This window comes from Haloferax marinum (assembly GCF_009674625.1).
Lineage (GTDB): Archaea > Halobacteriota > Halobacteria > Halobacteriales > Haloferacaceae > Haloferax > Haloferax marinum.
Map to the genome: position 1 here is coordinate 2,231,814 of NZ_WKJQ01000001.1, position 26,047 is coordinate 2,257,860.

25 protein-coding genes are annotated in these 26,047 nt (G+C 63.5%); 12 read left to right on the forward strand and 13 right to left on the reverse strand.

The genetic code is table 11. From position 1 onward, the window contains the following. Nucleotides 1–50 precede the first annotated feature (50 nt). The 7 genes from GJR99_RS11310 to GJR99_RS11340 form a co-directional block, all read right to left on the reverse strand. Entirely contained in the window at nt 51–1,421 is a 1,371-nt protein-coding gene (locus GJR99_RS11310) for an MmgE/PrpD family protein (RefSeq protein ID WP_151112216.1), read from the reverse strand. Between the two features lie 63 nt (nt 1,422–1,484). Then, the gene (locus GJR99_RS11315; protein WP_151112218.1) at nt 1,485–2,813 is read right to left on the reverse strand and encodes an MmgE/PrpD family protein; all 1,329 of its coding nucleotides are present in this window, start codon (nt 2,811–2,813) and stop codon (nt 1,485–1,487) included. Between the two features lies 1 nt (nt 2,814). Further along, a complete protein-coding gene (locus GJR99_RS11320) occupies nt 2,815–3,519 on the reverse strand; it encodes an ABC transporter ATP-binding protein (RefSeq protein WP_151112220.1) in 705 nt (234 codons plus the stop codon). Then, entirely contained in the window at nt 3,512–4,276 is a 765-nt protein-coding gene (locus tag GJR99_RS11325; protein ID WP_151112222.1) for an ABC transporter ATP-binding protein, read from the reverse strand. The genes GJR99_RS11320 and GJR99_RS11325 overlap by 8 nt, the downstream gene beginning before the upstream one ends. Continuing rightward, on the reverse strand, nt 4,276–5,352 hold the full coding sequence (locus tag GJR99_RS11330) for a branched-chain amino acid ABC transporter permease (RefSeq protein WP_151112224.1): 1,077 nt from the start codon (nt 5,350–5,352) through the stop codon (nt 4,276–4,278). Before GJR99_RS11330 ends, GJR99_RS11325 begins: the two co-directional genes overlap by 1 nt. After that, the gene (locus GJR99_RS11335) at nt 5,349–6,314 is read right to left on the reverse strand and encodes a branched-chain amino acid ABC transporter permease (protein WP_151112226.1); all 966 of its coding nucleotides are present in this window, start codon (nt 6,312–6,314) and stop codon (nt 5,349–5,351) included. The genes GJR99_RS11330 and GJR99_RS11335 overlap by 4 nt, the downstream gene beginning before the upstream one ends. Nucleotides 6,315–6,398: 84 nt before the next feature. Continuing rightward, nucleotides 6,399–7,730 (reverse strand): ABC transporter substrate-binding protein, encoded by a 1,332-nt coding sequence (locus tag GJR99_RS11340; protein ID WP_151112228.1) that lies wholly within the window; start codon nt 7,728–7,730, stop codon nt 6,399–6,401. 199 nt (nt 7,731–7,929) lie between these two features. Between GJR99_RS11340 and GJR99_RS11345 the strand changes: the two genes are divergently transcribed. Beyond that, nucleotides 7,930–8,712: an SDR family NAD(P)-dependent oxidoreductase gene (locus GJR99_RS11345; RefSeq protein ID WP_151112230.1), complete on the forward strand. Its 783-nt coding sequence runs from the start codon at nt 7,930–7,932 to the stop codon at nt 8,710–8,712. A gap of 55 nt (nt 8,713–8,767) precedes the next feature. On the opposite strand, the gene GJR99_RS11350 is transcribed toward GJR99_RS11345, so the two are convergent. After that, nucleotides 8,768–10,201, reverse strand: a complete 1,434-nt coding sequence (locus tag GJR99_RS11350; protein ID WP_151112232.1) for an FAD-dependent oxidoreductase — start codon at nt 10,199–10,201, stop codon at nt 8,768–8,770. Nucleotides 10,202–10,340: 139 nt separating this feature from the next. Here GJR99_RS11350 and GJR99_RS11355 point away from each other — a divergent pair, with 139 nt between their 5' ends. The 8 genes from GJR99_RS11355 to GJR99_RS11390 all read left to right on the forward strand — a co-directional run bounded on the left by GJR99_RS11355 (nt 10,341) and on the right by GJR99_RS11390 (nt 18,013). Further along, on the forward strand, nt 10,341–10,766 hold the full coding sequence (locus tag GJR99_RS11355) for a nuclear transport factor 2 family protein (protein ID WP_151112234.1): 426 nt from the start codon (nt 10,341–10,343) through the stop codon (nt 10,764–10,766). Continuing rightward, nucleotides 10,763–11,740, forward strand: a complete 978-nt coding sequence (locus GJR99_RS11360; RefSeq protein ID WP_151112236.1) for an LLM class flavin-dependent oxidoreductase — start codon at nt 10,763–10,765, stop codon at nt 11,738–11,740. The genes GJR99_RS11355 and GJR99_RS11360 overlap by 4 nt, the downstream gene beginning before the upstream one ends. Before the next feature lie 66 nt (nt 11,741–11,806). Then, complete coding sequence (locus GJR99_RS11365; protein ID WP_151112238.1) at nt 11,807–12,466, forward strand: isochorismatase family protein; 660 nt, start codon at nt 11,807–11,809, stop codon at nt 12,464–12,466. Then, complete coding sequence (locus GJR99_RS11370; RefSeq protein ID WP_151112240.1) at nt 12,463–13,863, forward strand: dihydroorotase; 1,401 nt, start codon at nt 12,463–12,465, stop codon at nt 13,861–13,863. Before GJR99_RS11365 ends, GJR99_RS11370 begins: the two co-directional genes overlap by 4 nt. Nucleotides 13,864–14,016: 153 nt before the next feature. After that, nucleotides 14,017–15,222, forward strand: a complete 1,206-nt coding sequence (locus GJR99_RS11375) for a CaiB/BaiF CoA transferase family protein (protein WP_151112242.1) — start codon at nt 14,017–14,019, stop codon at nt 15,220–15,222. Further along, nucleotides 15,219–16,172 (forward strand): hydroxymethylglutaryl-CoA lyase, encoded by a 954-nt coding sequence (locus tag GJR99_RS11380; RefSeq protein ID WP_151112244.1) that lies wholly within the window; start codon nt 15,219–15,221, stop codon nt 16,170–16,172. The genes GJR99_RS11375 and GJR99_RS11380 overlap by 4 nt, the downstream gene beginning before the upstream one ends. 3 nt (nt 16,173–16,175) lie before the next feature. Beyond that, nucleotides 16,176–17,489 (forward strand): 3-isopropylmalate dehydratase large subunit, encoded by a 1,314-nt coding sequence (locus tag GJR99_RS11385; protein ID WP_151112246.1) that lies wholly within the window; start codon nt 16,176–16,178, stop codon nt 17,487–17,489. Then, nucleotides 17,486–18,013, forward strand: a complete 528-nt coding sequence (locus GJR99_RS11390; RefSeq protein ID WP_151112249.1) for a 3-isopropylmalate dehydratase small subunit — start codon at nt 17,486–17,488, stop codon at nt 18,011–18,013. Before GJR99_RS11385 ends, GJR99_RS11390 begins: the two co-directional genes overlap by 4 nt. An 86-nt stretch (nt 18,014–18,099) precedes the next feature. Here the strand turns inward: GJR99_RS11390 and GJR99_RS11395 are convergent, their stop codons facing one another. Then, complete coding sequence (locus GJR99_RS11395; RefSeq protein WP_151113941.1) at nt 18,100–19,233, reverse strand: MFS transporter; 1,134 nt, start codon at nt 19,231–19,233, stop codon at nt 18,100–18,102. A 203-nt stretch (nt 19,234–19,436) separates the two neighbouring features. On the opposite strand from GJR99_RS11395, the gene GJR99_RS11400 reads away from it, so the two are divergent. Both GJR99_RS11400 and GJR99_RS11405 read left to right on the forward strand, forming a co-directional pair. Continuing rightward, on the forward strand, nt 19,437–19,844 hold the full coding sequence (locus GJR99_RS11400; protein ID WP_151112251.1) for a VOC family protein: 408 nt from the start codon (nt 19,437–19,439) through the stop codon (nt 19,842–19,844). 579 nt (nt 19,845–20,423) lie between these two features. Next, a complete protein-coding gene (locus tag GJR99_RS11405) occupies nt 20,424–20,657 on the forward strand; it encodes a DUF7511 domain-containing protein (protein WP_151112253.1) in 234 nt (77 codons plus the stop codon). Nucleotides 20,658–20,710: 53 nt separating this feature from the next. On the opposite strand, the gene rnhB is transcribed toward GJR99_RS11405, so the two are convergent. Together rnhB and GJR99_RS11415 are read right to left on the reverse strand one after the other, a co-directional pair. Then, the gene (rnhB, locus tag GJR99_RS11410) at nt 20,711–21,358 is read right to left on the reverse strand and encodes a ribonuclease HII (RefSeq protein WP_151112254.1); all 648 of its coding nucleotides are present in this window, start codon (nt 21,356–21,358) and stop codon (nt 20,711–20,713) included. 75 nt (nt 21,359–21,433) lie between these two features. Next, on the reverse strand, nt 21,434–22,717 hold the full coding sequence (locus tag GJR99_RS11415) for a tRNA pseudouridine(54/55) synthase Pus10 (RefSeq protein WP_151112256.1): 1,284 nt from the start codon (nt 22,715–22,717) through the stop codon (nt 21,434–21,436). Nucleotides 22,718–22,897: 180 nt separating this feature from the next. On the opposite strand from GJR99_RS11415, the gene GJR99_RS11420 reads away from it, so the two are divergent. Further along, on the forward strand, nt 22,898–23,911 hold the full coding sequence (locus GJR99_RS11420; RefSeq protein WP_151112259.1) for a DMT family transporter: 1,014 nt from the start codon (nt 22,898–22,900) through the stop codon (nt 23,909–23,911). 76 nt (nt 23,912–23,987) lie between these two features. Here the strand turns inward: GJR99_RS11420 and GJR99_RS11425 are convergent, their stop codons facing one another. Next, the gene (locus tag GJR99_RS11425) at nt 23,988–24,530 is read right to left on the reverse strand and encodes a DUF4112 domain-containing protein (RefSeq protein ID WP_151112261.1); all 543 of its coding nucleotides are present in this window, start codon (nt 24,528–24,530) and stop codon (nt 23,988–23,990) included. A gap of 194 nt (nt 24,531–24,724) precedes the next feature. Then, nucleotides 24,725–26,026: a malate synthase AceB gene (gene aceB, locus GJR99_RS11430; RefSeq protein ID WP_151112263.1), complete on the reverse strand. Its 1,302-nt coding sequence runs from the start codon at nt 26,024–26,026 to the stop codon at nt 24,725–24,727. Nucleotides 26,027–26,047 lie beyond the last annotated feature (21 nt).

Sequence of the window (26,047 nt, forward strand, 5' to 3'; positions counted from 1 at the left end):
CGCAATAATTGTTCGTATTATGTTCGGCTGGGCCGAACACGTGTTCAGTATCAGTGAGTCAGCGAGTCGACGAGCGCCGCCACCGACGTCGTGTCGACCGACGAGAGCGCGTCGAGGGCACGGTCTGCGGCGGTTTCGCCGAGCCCGTAGGCGAGCAGTGTGCGGTTACGAGCAGCGAGCGTCGCCGCGTCGAGTGGGTCTCTGTAGTCGCCGCGCGGGACGTCTCGTTCTCCAACGTACCGTGTTCCGTCACGGGTCACCACTTCGACGCGTGCACCCCACTTGTCGGGGAACGCCCGTTCGTACGCGTCGTCTACGTGCAGGTCGACGCGTTCTGTGAGCGACTGGACTGGCTCCTCGTCGAGGGCGTCGTCGAGGAAGTGTTCGAGTGAAATCTCACCGTCTGCGACCCACCGTGCGAGCACGTACGGCGTGGAGAACTTTGCCGCCGTCAACGTATCCGGCCGCACGTGGCCCATGTCGACGCCGTTTCGGTACGTGTAGACGTCGATGCGGGCTACGTCCTCGGGGTCGAGGTCGCCCGTGTCTGCGTCGCGGAGGGCGTCGAGTGGCGCGTGGGTGTACCGACACGATGGGTACGGTTTGTGGTACGCCTCTGTGACCCACCACTCGTCGCCGAGCGACTCGAACAGGTGGGCGAACGCTCCATCTTCGAGGAGCCACTCGAACGGGTCGTAGACGGCTTCCATCGCCGCCGCAGACCCACGAAGACCGGCACCCGCGAGCGTCGCCGCGCTCACACCTGCCTGGGCGGAAAAGCCGGCTGTGAAGTTCCGTGACGGTGCTCCTTCGGCGAATGGGTCGTGCATCGAGACGACTGCGAGGTTGAGCGCAGTTCGCACCGTCTCACGAAGTTGGTCTGGCGACTGTCCCATGCAGACGGCCGCCGTGAGCGCTGGCCCGAGGGTCGTCCACGTCGAGTGTGGGTCGCGGACGAGCCACGGAATCGCGTCGTTGAGTCGCGCCTTCATCGCGAAGATGGCGTACTCGAAGCGGGTGCAGAGTTCGTAGGACCGAACGCACGCGTCGACGAACGTCTCGCCGTCGACGTCGTGCGCCTCGGCGACGCCGACGGCGCCAGCGACGATGCTCGCACCGACGTGTCCGCCCCGGTTGTGGCCTTCTTCTATCTCCTGTGTAATCGCGGCGGTCACGTTCAGGAGGGCCGCGTGAGCGGGGTCGGTCCGACGGTCGGTCCCGAGGACGGCAGCGGGGCCGTCTCCAAGTGGCAGCTCTCGGAACACGTCGGCGTTCTGCGGCGCTGCGGCACCTGCGACGGTGGCCGCGAGCACGTCCGCGACGACACGACTTCCGTCCGCTCGAACCGCGGGTGGAATCTCGGTGGAAAGAAAGTCGGACAGTTGCTGTTCCCAATCTCGAACTGGTTTCTGTGAAATCATTGGTCTCTCGAATGCTTGGTGTCTCGAATCGTTGTCTCTCTCGAAGGAGGAACGGAAGGTGGCTCAGGCCCGTGTGAGGGCACAGAGGACGCGGGGGGCGGCTGGTTCGCGTGCTGCGGTCCAAAGCCCGTCGACGCTCTCGTCTCCGATGACGGGTGCGACGAGTTGGTCGAACTTCGTTCGGAGGTCGGCGTCTGTAATCGGGTCGTGTTCGCCACCGCGTGCCGCTCGAACCTCGTGGGCGAACACGGCTCCGTCGTTCGTCTCGATGGTCACACGTGCACCGCGTTCGTCGGGCGCTCGGGCGGCGAACTCGTCGGTCGCGGTGACCTCGACGCGCTCCGCTACGTCGAGCACCTCGCGGGTCACCGCCTCGTCGGTGAACGACGACTTGCCCGTCTCGCCGGTCGTCAGCGCCGATGCGACGGCGAACGGAATCGAGAACTTGGCCTGGAGTGCGTTCTTCGGTCGTGTGTTCGATAAGGCCGCTGCCGAGGGGTACGTCTCGACGTGGACCGCCGCGACGTCGGCCGCGTCGAACGCGTGTCGTTCAGCGAGGGTCTCGACGACGTCGAGGACCGCGTGGGTGTAGCGACACGCCGCGTGGACCTTGAAGTAGCCGCGCTGTATCTCCCAGCGGTCGCCCAAGCCGTCGGTGAGGGCGGCCCGGTCGGGGTCGCCGGCAGCAACCGACGACAGGTGGCGGGCGATGCCGTCGTCGAGGCCGGTGAACCCTGCTTCGGCCTGTTCGACGGCGACGAGTCCCGAGAGGTTGCTCATGCCCGCGTAACTGTTTCGGACGGTCGCACCCTCGGTCGCCGCTTCGAACCGTGTGTGTTGTGCGTAGTTCGCCGCGATGCGCATCGCGTGGAGGGTCGTCTCGGCGTCGAGTTCGCGGAGTCGTGCGACGGCCGCCGCGGTTCCGACGCCACCCCACACCCCGTGTGGGTGGACGCCGTCGGCCAACGGGACGACCATCTCGGCCACGCGGACGGCGGCCTCGTACCCGGCGACGAAGGCGGTCAGTAGTTCGTCACCGCTCCGGTAGGACGACTCACCATCCGCGAGGAGTGCTGGGAGGACGTGAATGGCCGGGTGGCCGGCCGCGAAGCGGTGGCCTTCGTCGAGTTCGAGGACGGTTCCGGCCGTCGCGTTGACGAACGCAGCACGGTAGGCAGACGTTCGTTCACCGGCCGTCCCCAGGATAGTCGCTTGGCCACTGTTGTCGTTCGCCCAGGCTCGCGTGAGCGCCGAGACTGCCGGGTCGGACGCACCACCGAGGATGACGCCGACCGTGTCGGCGATGGCGAGTGACGCTCGGGTCGCGACGTCGTCTGGGACGTCTTCGCGGTCGAGCGTCGAGACGAACGATGCGAGGGCCGCGTCCTCCATCTCACACCCCGAGGTAGGCTTCGACGACGCTGTCGTCTTCGAGGAGGGCGCTCCCACTGGCGCTCATGGTGATACGGCCGTTCTCCATGACGTAGCCGCGGTCGGCCAGTTGGAGCGTCTGCTGGACGTTCTGTTCGACCATGAGTACGGTCACGCCCTGTTGGTGAATCTCTTCGACCACGTCGAACACCTCCTGGACGAGGTGCGGCGCGAGTCCGATGGACGGTTCGTCGAGGATGAGGAGGTCGGGTTCACCCATCAGCGCCCGTGCGAGCGTCAACATCTGCTGTTCGCCGCCCGACATCGTCCCAGCGCGCTGTTTCTTTCGTTCTTCGAGGCGTGGGAACAGGTCGAGCATCTCCGCGAGGTTCTCCTCACGGTTTGCAATCGCTTCGTCGGTCTGCGCCCCGAGGAGGAGGTTATTCATCACCGTCATGTTGGTGAACAGGTCGCGGTTCTCCGGAACCTGCACGATGCCGCGTTCGACGATTTCGTGCGACGGTTTCGTGTGAATCTCCTCGCCACGGTAGGTGATGCGGCCGTGACTCGGCGAGAGGATGCCGCAAATCGTGCGCATCGTCGTCGTCTTCCCGGCCCCGTTCGAACCGATGAGCGCGACGATTTCTCCCTCGTCGACGTGCATGTCGACGCCGTGGAGCACCTCGATTTCGTCGTAGCCGGCGCGGACGCCTTCGAGTTCAAGCATCGACGTCGAACCCTCCGATGTACGCCTCGATGACGCGTTCGTCTTTCACGACGTCTTCTGGGTTGCCGAAGGCGATACCACGGCCCTGGTCGAGTACTTTCACGTAGTCTGAGATGTTCATGATGGCTTTCATGTCGTGTTCGATGATGAGGAGGCTCGTCCCGCGACCGCGCAACTGCCGGAACAGGTCGAGCATATGCTTCGTCTCCTGTGGTGTCAGCCCCGCCATTATCTCGTCGAGGAGCAGAATCTTCGGTCGCGTCGAGATGGCCCGAGCGAGTTCGAGGCGCTTCTGTGCGCCGACGGTGAGTTCGCCGGCTTGTTCGTCTGCACGGTCGGCGAGCCCGACGAATTCGAGGTTCTCCATGGCGATGTCGCGCGCTTCACGGCGACGACGGGTGTGGATGTGCGCGCCAACCATCGCGTTCTCGACGACGGTGAGTTCTTCCAACGGGCGCGTAATCTGGAACGTCCGGGCGAGCCCCGACCGTGCGACTTTGTGCGCGGGCAGTCCGGAGATGACCGCTCCTTCCAACGTGACCGTCCCCGACGTGGGTGGGAACGCGCCGCTGATACAGTTGAACAGCGTCGTCTTCCCGGCACCGTTCGGGCCGATGAGGCCGATAATCTCGCCGCTGTTGACGGTCATGTCGATGTCTTCGAGCGCTTGCAGGCCCGCGAACCGCTTTCCGACACCCTCGACGGTGAGGAGCGTCTCCCCCTCGCGTTCGAGTGACTGCTGGTCTTGTGACGACATCACTCGCTCACCTCCTCGTCACCTTTCAGGCGAGACCACAGCGCACGGGCACGACTCGGCCAACTCACCACGCCGCGTGGGGAGTAGATGACGATGGCGACGAGGAACGCGCCGTAGATGATGCGGTCCAGCCCGTTGATGTCGGTGAACGTCGTCCGGGCGACTTCGCTGACCGGCGTGACGATGAACGACCCGACGATGGGGCCGATGAGCGTCCCTGGTCCACCGACGACGGCGGGCAGCAGTATCTCGACGTTCTTGAACAGCGCGAAGACGGTGTCCGGGCGGATCGTGTTGAAGTACATCGACCAGTACGCACCGCCGAGGGCGGTGAAGAAGGCACTCACGGCGACACCGACGAGTTTGTACCGGAACGACGGCACGCCAACGCTCGCGGCGGCCCGTTCGTCTTCACGGATGGCGAAGAAGTAGAGCCCGACCCACGAGTTCTTGATAGCCCACGAGACGACTGTCACGACGAGCAGGAACCCGAGGATGATGTAGTAGTACGGGAGGTCGGTCTGGAACTGGAAGGCAGCGAGGCCGTACTCTGCGCCGTAATCACGGGGGAACGGCTTGAAGTAGCCGTTCGCGCCGTTCAGTTCGGACATGTTCGTGACGACGAACCGGAGGAGTTCGGCGAACGCGAGCGTCGCCAGTGCGAAGTAGTGACCCTTGAGGTTGAACCGGAACGTGAGTGCGCCGATTACGAGGCCGTACAGCCCCGCGAGGAGGCCCCCGATGAGCATTCCTATCCATGGGTTGAGCCCGACGTCGGTCAGGAGCAACTGGGTCGCGTAGGCGCCGACGCCGAAGAACGCGGCGTGCCCGAAGGAGAACTGCCCGGTGTAGCCGGACATGATGTTCCACGACTGGGCCGTGTATGCGTAGATGACGGTGAGGATGAGCACCTTCAGACTCAGCGTGGCCGCGAGTTCCATCCCGGCCACGTCGATTTCGATGATGTACGGCAATGCCGCGAGGAGGGCGAACAGTGCGACTCCCTTCACGAACGGTGCGTACCGTTGGTCGTCGAACGTTCGGTAGCCCTCGCGGACGGATTCGAGTGTACTCATGCTTCTGCACCTCCGAAGAGGCCTTCTGGCTTCACGAGAAGCGTCCCGATGAACAGGAGGAAGATGAGCACCTGCGAGGTCGTTCCGGGGAGGTAGTAGCCGCCGAACACCTGAATCATGCCGACGATGAGGCCGCCGACGAACGCCCCTGGGAACGACCCGAGTCCACCGAGGATGACGATGACGAAGGCGTTGATGAGGTACGCCTCACCGGTGAACGGGTCGAACCGCTGGAAGAGCGCGATGGACCCGCCGGCGACGCCGGCGAGCGCCGCCCCGATACCGAAGGTGAGATAATTGATTTGTGGGACGTTGATACCGACGTAGCGAGCACCGTCGCGGTTGTCTGCGGTCCCGCGAATCTTCCGGCCGAGGTCGGTCCGGTTCAAGAACGCGCGGACACCGAGCATCGTCCCGAGGGCGATGAGGAGCGCGTAGAACTGGCCGAGCGGGATGAACACGCCGCCGACCTGGACCGACCCCAGAGAGAGTTCGACTTGCTGTGGGTCGGGTGTGAAGATGATCTCGATCGCCGATTGGATTATCAGCAAGACGCCGAGTGTGGCGATGAGTTGGTTCTGTTGCGGCGCCTCGATGATCGGTTCGACCGTCAAGATGTGGACGCCGATACCCAAAGCGAACAAGACGACCGCTGCGATGGGGATTCCGATGAACGGGCTGATTCCGAGCGTGGTCGACACCAACCACACCGTGTACATTCCGACGACGAGGAACACACCGTGGGCGAAGTTGATGACGTCCATCACGCCGAATATCATCGTCAGTCCGAGCGCCGTGAGCGCGTAGACACCTCCGAGGAGGAGGCCGAACGCGAGCAACTGGAGCAAGACGGGCTCCATGTTGGCGATATCGGTCAAGAACTGTGCAAAGGGGTCGATGAACCGGTCGAGACCACCGCCTTGGAGCGGCGCTGCCGCGACCGATGTGACTAGGTGTCGCATACGGTTTCTACGCTCGGGGATTGTTGGCATCCAGCATAAAAGGTATCCATTTTTCGAGGCGGTTCGTTGACGTGTACGCGGGGTTCAGACCTGTGGGGGGGCCTCCGCGTACTCCTCCGGGTAGACGACTTTGACCGTGAGGTCCTGGACCTGGTTGACCGGCCCGAGTGCGTTGACGTTCTCACCTTCGTCGTTGAATTCGATGGTGCCCATCGCGGAGATGTGGTCGTCGTACTGGAGATTCTTCAGCGCCTCGTTGATGTCGTCGGGGTCGTCGCTGCCCGCCTCTTCGACCGCCTGGATGATGACTTCGGCCGCCGTGTACGCCATCCCGACGGACGCAGAGAACTCCTGTTCGTAGTTGTCGAGGAACTGCGAGCGGACTTCGGCAGTCTTGTCGATGGTCGGGTTCAGCGCGTAGTTGTTGTCCATCACGCCGTTGGCGAAGTCGCCGATGTCCCTGACGGCCTTGTCGTCGGTGAACGTCGCCGACGCGGACGCAGTCAGGTGGGGCGGACGGTACTCCTGGTCTTGGAGTGCCTGTGCGAGGAGGACACCACCCGCGACGTACGTCGTCGCGATGATGGTGTCGGGGTCGGCGCTCCGGAGTCGCGAGACTTGCGTGTTCGCGTCGGACGCGCCGAACTCGATAGCCGTCTCCTCGACGATTTCGACGTTCTGTTCGGGGAGGAACTCCCGGAGGCCGTCGCGAATCGCCTGGCCGTAACTGTTGTTGATGTAGAACAGTCCTGCCGTGTCGAGCGTTCCGCCACCGTCGCGGATGACCGCCGGCACGAGGTCGGCGTAGTCCCTTGCGAGACGCCGCGCGGGTGGTTGTGGTCGGTAGATGTAGTTGAACCCGCGACCCTGCAAGATGTTGTCCGCCGCGGCGATGGAGACGACGAAGGGGACACCCTGTCGCTCGGCGACCTGTGTCGCTGCCGTCGTCACCGGCGAGGAGTAACATCCGGTGAGCACGTGTGCGCCGTCGCTGAGCAGTTCTTCGCTCACCTGTCCGCCGAGTTCTTGTTTACCCTGATTGTCGCCCTCGATGACCTTCACCTCGGCACCATCGAGCGACTGGATGCCACCTTCCTCGTTTTTCCGCATCGCGGCGAGTTTGATGGCGTTACTCATCCCGACACCCGTGGCGGCGAGGCCACCCGAGAGCGGGTGATTCGACCCGATGATAATCTCCTCGACAGACTGTTGGGGCGTCCCGGTCGTCGTCCCCTGGCTCCCGCCGGAGTCACCGCCGGAGCCACCGGAGTCGCCGCCGGAGCCACCAGAGTCGCCGCCGTTGCCGCCGGCGTCGTCGCTCGTACAGCCAGCCAGTGTCAGTGCAGCGACACTCGCGCCCGTTGCTTTGAGGAAGCGTCGCCTGTTGCTCGTCGAAGACTTGAAAGTCTTACCCATGGCAATCGTTCCCAGGGTTGGAGTGTATGAGCAATAAAGACTACCGTACTCGTTCTGTCACGTTTCGAAGACGTCCAACGTTCTAATATGGCCAAATCAGCACATTCTGGCCGTCTACCTCTCGGATAGTCGAATTTCTCTGCCGGCAGGGTGCCAGTAGTTAACATACGTTCATTACGCCGCGCGCTGTACGCCCGCCATGGTCACACGAGAGGGGCGACAGTCGGTCCAGAGCGACTGCGCGTTCGGGAATCGAACTGTCGTCGTCACGGGAACGGCGAGTGGAATCGGGCAGTCGTGCGCCCAGACGTTCGTCGCTGCCGGTGGAACCGTCATCGGTGGCGACACCGCAGACCAAGACGAGACAGAAGCGCTGTGTGCCGACGCGCAGGGGTCGTTTCACCCCGTCGCCGTGGACGTCACCGACGACGGCGAGGTCAGACGACTCGTGGACACCGCCGTCGAGACCGGCGGCCTCGACGTGCTGGTCAACGTCGCGGGCATCATCAGACGCGGGTCCGTGGCCGACCTCTCGGACGCCGACTGGACCGACTCGCTCGACGTGAACCTCTCGGGACCGTTTCGCACCTGTCGGGCGGCAGCACCCTCCCTCAGAGACGGTGGTGGTGCCGTCGTGAACGTCTCGTCTATCTACGGGCAACTCGGTGCGGCGGACCGGGGAAGTTACGTCGCATCGAAAGCCGGTGTCGAAGGACTCACGCGGACACTCGCCGCCGAGTGGGGGGCCGACGGTGTCCGCGTCAATGCCGTCGCCCCCGGATACATCCGGACCCCGATGACCGAACCGTTCGAAGACGACGCGGAGGCACTCGACCGGTTTCGGTCGCTGTCGGCGCTCGAACGCGTCGGTGACCCTGCGGAGGTGGCGTCGGTCGTCGCGTTTCTGGCGAGTGACGCCGCGAGTTTCGTCACCGGCGAGACGATACTCGTCGATGGTGGGCGCGCGACGGTGGAAAACTGAGACGACTGCCGATTCGGCCGATGACCCCGTATTCGGTTGGTGCCGTATTCTCCTCTTATTCGAGCGACTCTCTCGCGTGGATACCGGCGAGTCGGCCGTATCCGAGCGCGGTCGTCAACCCGTTTCCGGAGAGGTAGCCACCGGCACCGTGGCCGCTGATTCCGCAGGCTGTCCCGCCGCCGGCGTAGAGGTTCGTGACCACGCTCCCGTCGGTTCTGAGAACCCGTGCGTGCTCGTCGACGACGAGCCCACCCTGGGTGTGGAAGAGCGACCCGGTCACTTTCGTGCCGTAGAACGGCGCTTCGAGCGGGCGTGTCCCGTCGACGCGGCCGACTTCGTCCGGTTCGCCCGCCGAAGCGGCCTCGTTGTACGCGGTCACGGTTGCTGCGGCCTGTTCACCGTCGGCCCCGAGACGGGCCGCGAGTTCGTCGACCGAGTCGGCGCTGTGGTACGTCCCGTGTTCGACCGCCTCGTCGAAGTCGTCGAATTCGCCCTGTAACTTCTGGAAGATGCGCTCGTCGAACAGTTGCACCGCCTGTCCACCGGGTTGTTTCAACACGTCGATGGCGAACTCGCTGTACCCCGCCGACTCGTCTCCGAAACGCTCGCCCGCTTCGTTGACCAGAATCCCCCCACTCATGATGACCGCGTAGGTCGAGAGCATCCCCGTCTGACTCGCGACGGTCGCGTGCCCCTGATAGGCGTCCATGCAGGCGAGTTCGCCACCGAGTTCCGCGCCGAATCGGACGCCATCGCCGGTGTTGCCGTCGGACCCGAAGTAGAGTGCTCGTTCGATGTCCTCCTCACAGTACTCCGTGACCATCTCTCGGTTTCCGGCGAATCCGTCGGTCGCGAGGATGACCTTCTTCGCCTCGATGGCTTCGTCGTGGGTCCGCCCAGCGACGACACCGTGGACGACCCCGTCCGCAGCGACGAGTTTCGTCACCGGTGCATTCGTTAGGAGTTCGATGTTCGGCGTCGCCTCGACGCGTTCGACGAGTTCCGCGACGAGGTTCTCGCCGTTTCGCCCCTCGGGTGCGTGCATCCGGTACTCGGAGTGTTTGGGATATTTGAAGTCGTCGACGAGGTGGAGGGTGACGTCCCAGTCGTCGACCAACCAGTGGATGAGGTTCGCGCTCTCTTCGCAGAGATACGTCACCCGCTTTTCGTCCGCCTGGTAGTCGTTCTTCTCGAGGATGTCTCGTGCCATGTCGGCGGGTGTCTCTTCGATACCTGCTTCGCGCTGGAGTCGCGTCCCCGCCGCCGGAATCATCCCCGTCGAAAGCGACGTGTTGCCGCCGCAGTGTGGTGCCTTCTCTAACACTGTCACGCGGGTGTCCGGATTCTCACTGGCAGCGAGTGCGGCGACCAGTCCGGTTCCACCGCCACCCGCGACGAGAACGTCGGTGTCGACGTCCCAGGTGACCGCTTCGACCGAGACGACCTCGGTGACGCCATCGCTTGGCGTGCGCTTGGCTTGCTCGTCCATGGACCTTGCTAGTGAGAGTCTTTCGTAAAGCTACCGCCAGCGCTCTGCCTCGCTCGCGTACGCGTCTGAAGCACTGTGCGACCAGATTATCGGGGTCGACGAGAGTGAAATCTATGGTGTTTGGGCGCACGCTGATACCATGGACTCACCACGAGTCATCGTCGAAGCGTTCTTCGACCGGATGGAAGACGACAGGAGAGACACCGTCGGCGACCTGTTCGCCGAGGACGCGACTATCACCCTCCCCGGTGCGACGTTCGAGGGGCCGACAGCGGCCTACGACTTCCTCGACTTCCTCGCGCCCCGATACGAGTGGGCCGCCAAAGAGTTCGACCGGTGGATAGAGGCAGGAGACACCGTCGTGAGCATCGGGCGACTCTACGGCGTCGACAACGACGGCATCGAGTTCGAAGACGTGCGATACGTCGACGTCTACGAGGTTCGCCGTGGACTCATCCAGCGACTCGACATCTGGAACGACCTCGCCGTCGATGGCGTCGTCCCCGTCGAACCGCCCGCCACAGCCGATTCGACGGTCGCAGGCGCGTCGAGTGAGGAGGAATGACCGACAGAACTGGCGTCCTCTTCGCGCTCAGAGACGACCCAACGCTCGTCGCCCGTGCGGAAGCGTTGGGATACGAATCGGCGTGGGCGGCGGAAGGACAAGGGAAGACTGCATTCGGAAAACTCGAGCGCTGGGCCGTTCGCACAGAGGAAATCGGACTCGCGACGGGAATCGTCAACGTGTTCTCACGCTCACCGGCGACGCTCGCGGCGGCGACGGCGACGCTGGACGAACACTCGAACGGTCGGGCCATCCTCGGTCTCGGTGTCGCCCACCCTGGCGTCGTCGAGACGTTCCACGGCGTCCCGTTCGAGCGCCCGCTCGCACGGATGCACGAGTACGTCGAACTCGTCCGTCGGTATCTCCGCGGCGACGCGACCGAGTTCGAAGGGGAGTTCTTCACGCCCGAGCGCACCAGTTTCTGGGAGGCGTTCGAACCGGTTCGCGACGAGGTACCCATCTACAACGGCGCGCTCGGTCCAGGAAACGTCCGACTGACCGGACAGGTCGCCGACGGCTGGCTCCCGAACCTCTACCCGCGACCGCAGTTCGAAGAGGCGCTGGAGTGGCTCGAAACAGGAGCAACTCGCGCTGGACGCGACGTCGCCGACGTCGACGTGGCGATGTACGTGCTCACCGCGGTCCACGACGACCCGGCCGAAGCGAGACGCGCCGCCGCCGAGCACGTCTCGTACTACCTGCGTGACGTCCCCGGATACTACGACCGCGCCGCAGAACAGGCAGGGTTCACGGCCGACGTCGATGCGGCACGGGCCGCGCCGACGACCGAGGCTGGCGCACGCGAACTCTCGGACGAGTTCCTCGACCTCGTCGCGCTCGTCGGGACACCGGACGAGACGCGGGAGCGACTCGCCGAACTCCGCGAGATGGGCGTCGACCTCCCAATCGTCCGCGCCCCAGGTGGCGTCGACCGCGAGTGGGTCGCCCGAACGCTGGAGGTGTTCGCACCGTAACATGACCGGGCCGAGCTGTGCCGTACTTTTATGCTGGATGCCATCGCATCTCAGTCGAAGCGAGTCATGACAGACCGTATCTGGGAGGACCTGCTATCCGAACAGGATAAGCAGGTCATCACGAAGGCTGGTTACGACAAGGAGGGCGCCTCGTCGTGGGAGTCGCGCGGCATGGGCGAGAACCCGATGGTTCTCGTCATCGACATGCAGCGACTCATCGTCGGCGAGAACGTCCCCATCCTCGACGCAGTCGAGGAGTATCGGACGGCGATGGGCGACATCGCCTGGGACGCCATCGAGTACATCGACCCGTTCTTGTCGTTCGCACGCGACAACGAGATACCGGTGACCTACACCCGTGTCGTCCCGTCGAGTTACGACGACCCCGACCACCCGGACCTCGACATCGTCGACCCCGTCGCACCCGAGGAGGGTGACACGGTCGTCGACAAGTCCTACGCCTCGGCGTTCTACGGGACCGACCTGCTGTCGCGTCTCGTCCGTGGTGGCCACGACTCGGTCATCATCGTCGGCAACTCGACGAGTGGCTGTGTCAGGGCGACGGCGGTCGACGCGAAGCAAAACGGGTTCAGCGTCATCCTGCCGCAAGAGTGTATCTTCGACCGTATCGAAGCGTCACACAAGATTGGTCTCCTCGACCTGTGGATGAAGTACGCCGAGGTACTGGAGACCGACGAGGTGAAGGCGTGGGTCGAGACGCTATGACGTACGACCTCGTCATCTCGAACGGTACCGTCGTCACCCCCGAACACGGAACCGTCGACGCTGACGTCGCGGCCGACGGTGAGACCATCTCGGCTATCGCCGCACCGGGGACGCTCTCGGGCGAGACGGAGATCGACGCGACTGGGAAGTACGTCCTCCCCGGCGCAATCGACCCGCACACCCACCACGGCATCTACCGCGGGTTGGAAGCGGACGCCGAATCCGAGTCGAAGTCAGACCTCGTCGGGGGCGTGACCACCATCGGGAACTACTTCCGCCGCGCCGGTGCCTACGAGGACATCATGCCGGGGTACTTCGACGAGGCCGAACCCAACTACTACCACGACTACTTCTTCTCGCTCGGGTTGCTCTCGATGGAGCACGTCGAGGAGATTCCGACCATCATCGAGGAGTTCGGTATCACGACGTTCAAGTGGTACATGAACTACAAATACGCCGCCCGCGAGAAGTTCGGCGTCGACTGCGACATGAAAGACGACTTCGGCGACGCCTTCATCAAGAAACTCGCCGACCAGGACGTCCCGACGACCCTCGGATACCACTCCGAGAACGTCGAGATTACGAGCGCCCTCGCCGGCGGCAACGTCTACGTCACCTCCGAGTCCGACGACACCGAGGCCGACGCCGACGAAGGGTACGAAGTGATGGTCGAAGAGTTCCCTGGCTACGCCGAGACCCAGAGCATGGTCGCTGGGGCGTCGCTCGCGAAGGTCCACGGCTACGACGACCGGTTCTACGCGGTCCACATCTCCGCTGGACAGACCGCAGACGAACTCGCCGCGCTTCACGACGCCGGCTATCGGGCGTGGGGCGAGACGTGTATCCACTACCTCACGCTCACGACCGAGGAGTGCGACGAGCGGATGAAAGTCAACCCGCCTGTCCGGTCGAAAGCCGACCAAGAGACGCTGTGGAAGCGCCTCGCAGACGGGACCATCTCGACTATCGGCACCGACCACTGCGCCAACCTCGCCGAGAACAAGTTCGGCGACGGGATTCGCGACAGTCTCCTCGGCTTCCCCTCGACGCCGGTGATGCTCCCGCTCATCCTCTCTGCGGGCGTCAACGAGGGCCGAATCTCCCTCGAACGCGCCGTCGAGGTCACGTCCACCAACGCCGCGAAGGCGTTCAATCTCTACCCCAAGAAAGGAACTGTCCGGGTCGGCAGCGACGCGGACCTCGTCGTCGTCGACTTAGACGAGACGAAGACGGTGACGCCCGAACTCCTGCACAGCGTGAGTGGTTACTCACCCTACGAGGGACGCGAGGTCACCGGCTGGCCGACACAGACCGTCGTGAAGGGGCAACTCGCCTACGACGACGGCGACATCGTCGGCACGAAAGGATATGGGACGCACGTCGACCGACCCGTCTGACCACGTGTCTCTCACTGTACCGACGTGACCGAACACGAAACCGAACCACCAACCGAACCACCGACCGAACACGAAACCGAACCACCAACCGAACACGAAACCGAACCACACAGACACGAACGAGACACTCACGAAAAACGAGATACCCACGAAATGACACACGACACGAACGGACCACTCGACGGACTCGTCGTCCTCGAAGCCGGGTCGATGATTTCGGGCCCGACGGTCGGCCGCTTCATGGCTGACTTCGGGGCGACGGTCATCAAGATAGAACACCCGGAGTTCGGCGACCACATCCGACGATTCGGCCCGCAGAAAGACGGCGTTGGCCTCTGGCACAAGTACCTCTCACGGAACAAGCAGTCGGTCACCCTGAACATCTCCACCGAGGAGGGCACAGCGGTGTTCGAAGACCTCGTGAGCGACGCCGACCTCCTCATCGAGAACTTCCGACCGGGAACCCTCGAACGCTGGGGCGTCGGGTGGGAGACGCTCTCCGAGGTGAATCCCGAACTCGTCATGCTCCGGATGTCTGGCTTCGGCCAGACGGGGCCGTACTCTCAGCGCCCCGGATTCGGCACGCTCGCCGAGGCGATGTCCGGGTTCGCCTACTTGAACGGCTTCCCCGACTCGCCACCGCTGTTACCGCCGACGGGGCTGGCAGACAACATCGCGGCGTTGTTCTCGACGTTCGCGGTGATGTTCGCCCTCTATCACCGCGACGTCCACGGCGGCGGCGGCCAGTACATCGACACGAGCCTCATCGAACCCATCTTCGGACTCCTCGGCCCGCAACCGCTCCGCTACGACCAACTCGGCGAAATCGAAGCGCGGTCGGGTAACCGCTCGACGTCGTCGGCACCGCGGAACGTCTACCGGACGGGTGACGACCGCTGGGTCGCCATCTCCGCAAGCGCACAACCGCTCGCCGAGCGGACCTTCGAGGCGATTGGCCGCCCCGACCTGATAGACGACCCGCGCTTTGCGACCAACGAGGACCGACTGGCCAACGTCGAGGAACTCGACGAAATCATCCAAGGCTGGATGGACGACCACTCACGCGAGGAGATTCTCACCGCCTTCGAGGAGGCCGACGCGACGCTCGCACCGGTGTACAACGTCGAAGACATCCTCAACGACGAACACTACCGGGCCCGCGAGGCGTTCGTGACCATCGACGACCCCGACCTCGGGGACGCCGTCGTCCAGAACGCCTTCCCCAAATTCTCCGAGACGCCGGGAGCGGTGAACTACCTCGGCCCGAGTCTCGGCGAACACAACGAGGCGGTGTTCCGCGACCGACTCGGCTACGACGACGAGTTCCTCGCAGAACTCGAAGCGGAGGGTGTAATATGAACTTACTCGAAGAACTTCCAGACCAGATTCACGTCGTCGAGATGCTGCCCCGCGACGGGTTCCAGCGCCTCGACGAGTTCGTCCCGACCGACGAGAAAGTCGAGATAATCGACCGCCTCTCTGAGACCGGCGTCGACGAGATAGAGATCTCGTCGTTCACCCACCCTCGGGCCGTCCCGACGCTCCGAGACGCCGACGAAGTGGCGAAGCAAATCACTCGCCACGACGACGTCACCTATCGGGCGCTCGTCCCGAACCTCGTCGGCATGGAGCGTGCCGTCGAAGCGGAGGTCGACAAGGTGAACGCGCTCGTCACGGTGAGCGAGACGTACACGAAGAAGAACCAGAACCGGACGCGAGACGAGGTGCTCGCTGAGATGGACGACATCGTCGAACTCGCCCACGCCCACGACATCGAAGTCGAAGCGGGGATGGGGACCAGTTTCTACTGCCCGTACGAAGGCAAGATAGACGCCACCGAGACGCTCGCCGTCGTCGACCGCGTCGTCGAATCGGGCGTCGACGAGGTGACGCTCGCGACGACGATGGGACTCGCGAACCCGGTGGAGATAACCGAGCGATTCAGTGCAGCGTTCGACGCCCACCCCGGCCTCGATATGGGGTTGCACCTCCACGACACGAACGGGATGAGTCTCGCCAACACCCTCGCCGCGATGGCAGTCGGTGTAGACCGGTTCGACTCGTCTGTCTGTGGTCTCGGCGGCGGTGTCGTCCTCCCCGAGGGGATGTCCGGCGTCGGGAACACGCCGACCGAAGACCTCGTCCAGATGCTCACGCAGATGGGCGTGAACCACGGCGTCGACTTCGACCGCATCGAAGCCGCCGCCCACGACGTGTCCGACCGCCTCGACCTCGGGGCGACGAGCCACGTCCTCATGGGAGGGACGGTAGAGCGCGTGCTCGAAACCGTCGCTTCCGGCCAGGAGTAATACATGACCGGAAAGACACTTGCAGAGAAACTCCTCTCGGAGAAGTCAGGAACCGACGCCCGCGCCGGCGACTACGTCGAAGCCGAAATCGACGTGGCGATGGCGCACGACATCACGGGACCGCTCGCGTTCCAGACGTTCCACGAGGTGGCGGGCGAGGACGCCGACCTGTTCGCGCCCGACCGAACCATCTTCACGATCGACCACCACGCCCCCGCCGACGGGGTTCAAGCGGCGAACAACCACAACGCTGTCCGCGAGTTCGCCGCGAAACACGGCGCGAACCAGTTCGACGTCGGCGACGGCATCTGTCACGCCGTCCTCGTCGAGGAAGGGTTCGTCCGACCCGGTGACCTCGTTATCGGTGCGGACTCCCACTCGACGACCTACGGCGGCCTCGGCGCGTTCGGCACCGGCGTTGGCTCGACCGACCTCGGGACGGCGTTGGCAACCGGTGACCTCTGGTTCCGCGTCCCGCAGACGATGCGGTTCGAAGTCGACGGCGACTTGCAAGACGGCGTCTACGCGAAGGACCTGATTCTCCGGTTCATCGGCGACGTCGGCTTCGATGGCTGTACCTACATGGCCGCGGAGTACGCCGGCAGCACGATCGAGTCGCTGCCAATCCACGAGCGACTCGTCTTGTCGAACATGGCTATCGAGATGGGTGGGAAGACGGGACTCGTTGCCCCAGACGACCGAACCGCGTCGTATCTCGAACGCCAGACCGGCACCGAAATCGACCTGGACGACGCGTTCCGCTCGGACGACGACGCTGTCTACGAGTCGGTTCACACCTACGACGCCACCGAGTTGGCACCGCAGGTGTCGAAGCCGTCGAACCCGCAGAACGCCGTCGACGTGACGGAGGTGGCTGGGACCCCTCTCGACCAGATTTTCGTCGGCACCTGCACCAACGGCCGGTACGAAGACATCAAAATCGTCGCGGACATCCTCGACGGCGAGACGCTCGCGCCGAACGTGCGCATGGTCGTCGTGCCAGCCTCGAAGTCCGTCTACAGTCACATGCTGAACACGGGTATCTTCCAGACGCTCACCGAAGCTGGTGCGGTCATCCAGAATGCAGGCTGTGGCCCCTGTGCGGGCTACCATCAGGGCGTCCTCGGCGACGGCGACGTCTCCCTGGCGACGGCGAACCGCAACTTCCCCGGCCGGGAGGGGTCGATGGAGTCGCGGGTGTACCTCGGAAGCCCGGCAACGGCCGGTGTGAGCGCCCTCTACGGGGAGATTACGGACCCACGAGAGGTCCAGACGAACCGCTACGACGACACCGTCTTCGCGGAGGTGCTGCCATGACGACACCGAGCGACGCCACCGCACGGCCAGACCCGAGCGAACCGGCGCGGGCGTGGGTGTTCGGCGACAATATCGACACCGACCAGATTACGCCGTCGCGCTTCATCGTCTCGTCGGACCCCGACGAACTCGCGACACACGCGTTCGAAGACCTCAGACCAGAGTTCTCCCAGTCCGTCGAACCCGGTGACTTCGTCGTCGCCGGAGAGAACTTCGGCAGCGGTTCCTCGCGAGAGCACTCGCCGCTCGCACTCGTCGGTGCGGGCGTCTCGGGTGTCGTCGCCCAGTCGTTCGCGCGTATCTTCTTCCGCAACGCCATCAATCTCGGCCTCCCCGTGCTCATCTGCCAGGGTGCAGACGCCATCGACGACGGTGACGAGATTCACATGGACCTCGACGCGGGTATCGTCGTCAACCACACGAAAGACGAGCAGTACGACGCGGAGGCGCTCCCGCAGTTCCTCCAGTCGCTCGTCGAACAAGGAGGGCTGAAAGCGTACACGAAAGCGAAACTCGACCGGTGAGCGGGCACTCGCCGGTCGACCCGAGGCACTGAGCGACGACTCCCACAGAGGCACCCACTGAACGCCCTTCGAGACGGGGTTCGATTTTACTGCACGCGTACGTCCCAGTAGAGGAGTCCAGCGGCGACGACGAGTGCGACGACGAGCCCCGCGAACGCTGCGACGTAACTCAGATACGTGGCGACGACTCCGACGTAGGCCGGGCCGATTGCGTTCGCACCGAGGAAGAACGCTCGCGCCGCTCCGAGGTCTGCCCCACGGTCCTCCTCTGGGGCGTTGTCGAAGATGATGGCGTCCGCGAGGGGGAACTCCATCTTGTAGCCGAGGGCCAACCCGACGACGGCGAGGAAGATGAACGCCCGACCGTCTACGAACGAGAGCACGGCCAGTGACCCGGCAGCGACGAGGAGTCCCACGATGGCGATGGACTCGCGGCGGAACCGGTCGCTCAGACTCCCCGAGACGGGTTTGATGGTGATGCCGACGAGGAACACGATGGCGAACGTGGCGCTCGCGAGCTGCTCGTCGAACCCTTTCGCCTGGATGAGGTACGTCGGAAAGAAGGTGATGAACCCGCCGACCATGAAGTAAAACAGGCCGAACGCGACGATGGTGCGACGTTGTGCGGGACTCGCGAGCACCCTCCGGAGGGTGCCGGAGACGTCCAACGTTGCAGGCCCAACCGTGTACCCCTCTGTCGACCTGACTGCAAAGAGGACGGTGAGGACACCGAGCACGGCGGCGATGGGCAGAAACGGTGTCCGCCACGTTCCGTAGGTGAGCGCCAGAACTGCGAGTCCGGACGCGAGGAGTCCGCCGAGGTCGGTCCCTGCAGCGTAGACGCCGAGTGCACGACCCCGTCGTTCGACGAAGAGGTCCGAGAGGAGCGCGCGCGACGGGATTGCGAAAAAGCCCTTGCCGACTCCGGTGACGACGGCCGCGACGAGGAACCCCACCAGTCCACCTGCGATGCCGAACGTCGCAAACCCGACGACCAGTAACGCGAGACCGGGAACGATGAGCGTCGCTCGCGTCCACCGGTCGGAGTACTCCCCGCCGGGGTACTGAGTAATCGCGTAGACGCCCTGAAGCACTGCGAGCGCGACGCCTGCAGTCGCTTCGGTAATCTGGAGGTCTTCGATGATTGCCGGGAGGAGTGGCGACAACACGAAACGTCCCGTCTGGAGCACCGCCCACGCGAGCGAGACGGAGAGCAACATCTGACCACGGTAGCCCGAGAGCACGTGCTGGCCAGTTGCTGTCTTCTGTTTCACACCATCTGTATGCTGACCTGTTACCAATGGATTGTGGTTTCGGCCCCGCCGGGTGAGTCCGAGAACCTGCCCGTCGTCGGTCACTCTCGCTGTCGGTGTTCGGGTCGTCCACCGGATTATTTACCACCCGTGCAGTCGATACCAGGTCCATGGACGCGAGAGCGATAGACCACGTCAACCTCAGAATCCCAGAAGACGGCGTCGAGACGGCCGTCGCGTTTTACGGCGACGCCCTCGGGTTCGACATCGAGAACCGCGACCTGTTCGAAGCCGGTGACAAACCGTTCATCTCGGTTCGACTGACGCCAGTGAGCATCGTCCATCTCCAACCAACGGCGAAGTTCCACCCACCGGACGAGACGGCGTTCGACCACGTCGCAATCGAGTTCGACCACACTATCGACGAGATACGGGCGTCCCTCGATGCGGCAGGCGTCGAGGTCGACCGCCAACTCGACCCACTCGGTGCGACCGGTGTTGCACCTGCGGTGTACGTCACAGACCCCTTCGGATACACCCTGGAGTTGAAGGCGCTCCCGACCGAAAGTACAGAGTAGGATTGTGAATTAAGTACAATTTTAGGCCCTTACTTGTCTCTTTGTTGACTATCTCGCCCACGTCACAAAGAGAGCAGTGTGCCGTCGTTCGACCGAGACATCTCCGTGATGGGCTGGCCGAAATCAATATGACAGAACTCAAATACGTGACGAAAAATACAATTTTTTAAACACAGAAATAAGCTCTATAATTGCTAATGTATTTCCTTAGTTGGATTTCCACCGTCCGTCGAAAATTCATCAATATGTAGTGTTATTCACGTGTCGTAGTTGCTAGCTGATGCATCTTGTTGTCCCTTTCAGGTCTGCCGGGAGACTCGAAAAGAGTGAGTATTTGGCTACGAATATCGCTAGACAATATTGTATTAAAAACCCAATATAGTCTGCAGTACATACGGGAATAAGTCGCCTCGAGCAGCGAACCTGTCGCGTCCGACGACAGTGTCCGGTTCGGTGAGTGTCTTCCTCTCAATTACGTATAATTTCCAATAGAATATTATAGACCGTGCACAAACTTTGAGGTGAAGCGACTTACGAGAAACCGCCGGCCGTCGGTAATTACGGTGTGACCCCACAATCATGGAAGATACTCCACTTCAACACGACGACACTGACGCGATGATGACGACGACGGAGCCAGGGTCGAGCGTATCCCCGGCCGACGACGTGGAGTACGTGGCAATCGTCGCCCCGTACGACGACGCACCGGACGAGTGCACCATCTTCCCCGCTGGCCTCTCCGAAGAGGAACTGCTGACGACGTGGGTCTCCGCAGCGGAAGGCTCGTACGTCTCGCTCGACGAGATGGTGTGAGTTCGGCTCACCGTCTCCCGCTCGAATAGCCCTCCAACGGTCCGATTTTCCGATTAAAAGTCGCCGAGCGACGCCTGTTCGTGTGCCGCAAGCAAGTCGGCACAGGTGGACCACGACTTGCGTGCGCACTCCGGGAGGATGCCGTGTTCGCGGACGAACTCGCGTAAGAACTCACGCGTCGTCTGGTCACTCGGATAGCCACTGCCCACCTCGCCGTACTCTGCGGCGATCTCCTCGACTCGCCGGTCACGTTCGACTTTCGCCACGATACTCGCCGCGCCGACGATTGCGTGTTCGTCGTCTGCGCGGTGCTGGGCGTGGACGTCGACAGAGACTCCTGTCTCGGCTACGCCCTCGCGGACGCGTCGTCCGAATCGAGACTCGCTCACGTCGCCGGCGTCGCAGACGAGTTCGTCGCCGTCGGCGGCGACTTCGGCGGCCGCTTCGACCTGTGCCCGGACGGTAAGCAGGTTCATGTCCGTCTCCGGGTCGTCGATGGTCTCGGGTTCGACGAACGCGACGCCGACGGCGATATCGTCGCGCTCGCGGAGCGTCGCCGCGAGTTCTTCTCGGCGGGCGGGTGAGAGGCGTTTCGAGTCGGCGATTCCGTCTGGAAGCGTCTCCGGGTCTGCGCGGACCGCTGCAGCGACCATCGGACCCAAGACGGGTCCCTTTCCGGCCTCGTCGACGCCGATGTGCATACGTGGTCGGGTCTTGGAGGGAGAGATTCAAGATTGCGGTCTGCCCCGCGAAAATCAGCCTTCGACGGACGCGCCTCAGTCTTTGAAGAACTCGTCGTCTTCGAAGGGTTCGTCTTCGCCTTCGACGGCGATGACGTCGAGTGCCGTCACGACAGCGCCCGTGTCGAGGAGGCCAGCGAGACTCGGGTTCGTCCGACCCTCGTCGCCGGAGACGAGTTCCTTGATGTAGAGGCCGCCTTCGCCGTGGACTTCGACGGTTCCGTGGCGGGCGTCTTCGAGTTCGCCGGTGGCGTCGTAGACCTGTCGCGTCCGCGTGAGACTCGCGCGGCGGTGGTCGACGCGGTGGGGTGTGTACTGCTCGATGGTCGCCCCGGTGAGTTCGTCCAGCGCCGCCTGCAGGTCCTCGTCGGCCACGTCGTCGTCGAACTCGACGGCGGCGCGGTACTGCTTGCTCGCGTCGAGTTTCTTCACGCGTTCGACCATGTCGTAGGTGGCGAGTCGAAGGCCTTCGACTTCGATTGCGCCGTCGGCCATCGCGTTGACGTCGCCTTCGAGTTGCGCTACGTCGATATCCCGGCGACGTGGCTCCATGACTTCGACCACGAAGGGACGACCCGTCCCGAGCATGAGGGCGTCGACGTCCTCACGGCCGGCACCGTGGAACTTCGCGTCCACGCCGTCCATCACGTCGACGACGACGGGGGCGACGAAGCCTTCGACACTGTGTTCGTAGAGATAGCCCGACCCTCCGCAGTAGTCACAGGGCTCTTTTCCTTTGTATCCAGACCCGTCGCACTCTCGGCAGGGCCACTCGGTCTGCGGGATGTCGCGTTCGAGTTTGCGATAGCGGCCGTAGATGAACGCCGAGTTGATCTGCGCCTCGACGGTGTCCGCCTCGATGTCGAGGAGGAACTGCACGTCCGGCCGCGTGAAGTCCACCTCTGTGCCGGTGAGACGGCCGACGCGCTTGCCGACTTCGCGGTTGAACTCGGATTTGAACAGTTCGCCGGCGTCGTCGGGGAGGCCAGCGCCTTCGCGGAGGAGAATCTCGTTTTCTTCGACGAGCGGTGGTGCTCGCGTTCCCACCTGGTACGTCTCGACTTCGACGTCGTCGATGGCCGCCGCACAGCGTTCGGCCCACTCGTCGAAGCGTGCACACTCTCCTTCACAGACCCAGCACGCCTCGGTCCCGACTGCTTCGTACGGTTCGTCTGCGTCGAGGGCGGCGGCGATTCGGAGCGACTGCCCTCGTTCCGCGTTCGTCAACCCGAAACTTCGGTCGGCGAACGCCCGCCCGAGACAGGCGTCACAGACCGGCCCGCTCTCGGCGAGTGCGCGGGCGTCTTCGAGGATACTCATACTCGGGTTCTCTCGGGGCGCGCGTAACTACCTTACTTTGTTCGGACGTCGGTTTCGACCCATCCGAATTCTGAGATGTATGTCAACACCTGCCACCCGAGCTGGTGCCACGTCTTTGAGAAATTTCATATACGGGGGCGTGGTAGCCGGGGCAACACCTGGGCCGTAGGTCGATATATCGTGTCTATCGGAACACAAACACATCGAAATCTCGCACTGTTCGTCACACTCGCCGTCCTCTGGGGGACGTCCTTCATCGCCATCGAAGTCGGGTTGGAGGTTCTCCCTCCCGCTCTCTTTGCTGCCCTTCGGTACGACGTTGCCGGGGCGGTGCTGTTCGTCTATGGACTCCTCGCCGCCGAAGACTGGCGGCCGCGTGGCCGCGACGAGTGGGTCGTCGTCGGCGTTGGCGCCGTCCTCCTCATCGGTGCGCACTTCTCACTGTTGTTCTCTGGCCAGCGGTACGTCACCAGCGGCGTCGCGGCCATCGTTCTCAGCACCTCCCCGATTCTCACGCCACTCTTTGCGTGGTCGATGCTCCCCGAAGAGCGACTCGACGCTGGCGGATTCGTCGGCGTCTTCTTCGGACTCGTCGGCACCGTCGTCATCGCGCTGTCGTCGGGGTCGGTCGGCGGTCAACTCGTCGGCGTCGTGTTGCTCTTTCTCGCCGCCGTGAGTTGGGCGTTCGGCACCGTCCTCGTCAAACGCCTCCCCGGCAACCCGCCGGTCGTCGCGATGCAGTCGTGGATGATGCTTCTCGGTGCTGGGCTCTTACACGCCGTGAGTCCCGTTCTGGGAGAGCCGGGCCTCACCACCGTCGAGTGGTCGCCGCTCGTCGTCGCAGCGCTGCTCTTCCTCGCCGTCATCTGCAGCGCCGCCGGGTTCATCATCTACTTCGTCCTCTTGGACCGCATCGGGGCCATCGAAATCAACCTCGTGAGTTACGCCGTCCCCATCGTCGCCGCGCTCAGCGGGTGGGCCCTCCTCGGTGAGGAGATTGGCTCGACGACGGTCACTGGTTTCCTGTTCATCCTCGTCGGGTTCGCGCTGATGAAGCGTCGGGCACTCGCTCCGTTCGTGTACGAACTCTGCGTCCGAACCGGCGATGTCGCACTTCGGTTGGTCGGCGACCACGACCCCGCTCCCGACCACGACTCGACTCCCGACCACGACCGCGCTCCGTCGGACGACTGAGTTTCGACGTCTCCCGTCGTCGACTGCGCCGAACTGGCCGCGTCTTCGAATAAAAAGGTTCGCTGACCGCTGTCGCTTAGAACACCCCGAACTGCCCCAACGCCCACAACGCGGCGAGTGTGATACCGACGCCGAGTGCGACGAGGAGAACCGTGATGACGGCGACGGCGACGAGGATGACCCGTCGGTCTGCTTCGACCCCCTCGCCCGAGAAGTCGCCGTAGCGTTCTTCGAGGAGACGGACGTTTCGGGTGTTCGCCTTCCACGCGGCGTCGAACACGTCTCCGACGAGCGGTATCGACCCGAAAACGGTGTCCAAAAGGACGTTACCGAACATCCGAGCGAGCGTCGCCCGAGGGACGCCCAGCATCGCCGCCTCGACGAGGATGTACGCCGACATCGCCGACGCCGTCGTATCGCCGATGCCCGGAACGAGACCGAGAATCGGGTCGAGTCCGATTCGGTAGTTCGTCCCCGGAATCGCGATCGCGTTGTCGAGGTAGTAACTCACGGTCCGGAGTCTGTCCAGCGTGTCTTCGGGCGTGGCGTCGTCGAAATCGACGATTGCGTCGGGTTCGAGTGAGCGCTCCCCACCGTATCGGTACGTCGAGTCGTCCACGGTGGACGTATCGCGTCGTGTGGTCTTGAGCGTAGTGTCGACTCGTCAGGTCGTACAGACTGTCGAGTCGGCCACCGAGTACAGTCGAAAAAACGAGTGGTACGTCGCCCCCACGGTGTCGGGCGACGTGCCCTGTTTAGAGGCCGAGTGCCTGCTTAGAAGCCGAGTGCTCTGTTTAGAGACTGAGTGCCTGCTTAGAGACCGACTTCCATCGCGCGTTCGACGACGCCTGCGCCGTAGCGTTCGTCCAACTCGTCGTGTTGGTCCGGGCGGTTCTCGTAGACGTCTTGGAACAGGCTGATTGGCGTCATCGCGGCCTGGTAGGTCGCTTCGTCCCACATCCGGTCTTTCGAGATGGAGACCTCGGTCTCACCGAGTCGGAGCGTCGCGGACTGCTCCATCGCGATGGCACCTCTGCCTGCTTCTTTTGCGGCTTCGAACTCCTCCATGGAGTCGACGATGTCGTCCATGCTCGGGACGTACGAGGTCAGGCCGAGGAGTTCCTCGTGTAGTTCGTCTTCGTCGAGGTGGCGCGTGTCGCCACCGACGCGGAGTTCGTACCCGTCGTCGGTCTGTTCGAGCGACAGTCGGTCGCCGTCGTACACTTCGACGCCGTCTTCGGAGGCGAGTTCGACCTGCTCGCCGTCGACGTCGAGGAGCCAACTGCCGGTCTTCGGTGGGAGCGGCGACTGGTTCGCTTCGACGACCTGTCCGGGCGTCAGCGACCAGATGCCGAGCATCCCTTTGGCCTGGTTTTCGGTCATGCGCTCGTGGTAGCCTTCCACGTCGCGGATGTCGTCGTACGGGCCGTCGATGGCGATACACCCGTTCGCGCTGGCACCGCGAGAGGTGTTGTGTCGCAGTTCGGGCCACGCGGGAAGTTCGCCCGTCGGCGTCATCGCGCGCATGTCCTTCGTGTAGTCGACCTCGCCGTCGACGAAGAGGAACAACCGTTCGAGGTTGTTCGTCGCCTTGCCCATCTCGTCGCGGAGTTTCCCCATCGCGAGTTCGGACTCTCCGCTCTCGATGATGACGGACATCGCGAGACTGCCTTCTTCGAGACCGCATTCGTTTTCGACGATGGTGAAGAACTCGTCGGCCTTCTTCCAGTCGTCGATGTCGCCGACTTCGGGGATGACGAAGCCGTCGATGTGTTCGATTGCACCGGTGTCGGAACTCGCAATCTCCAGCATGTGCTGGAAGCCCTGATAGCGCGTCGCGGGACTGTCGCGGTGCCAGACCATCCGGGGGTGAATCTCGCCGGGGAAGTCGGCACCGTGTTCGGCGACGACGTCGATGATGTTCTCGACACCTTCGTCGCGCATCGAGGGGGCGGTCGCGTCTTCGTTGTCCGGGACCCACACGTCGGGGGCCTGCATCCCCCGAAGTTGGGCCGCTCGTCGAATCATCTTCGCGGAGTCTTCTTCGCCTTCGATGGCCGTCGGCGACGTGAAGAACGTCCGAACGAACTCTCTTTCGTGTCTTCGTTCAGTCATATGTGTGTATGTATCTCAATT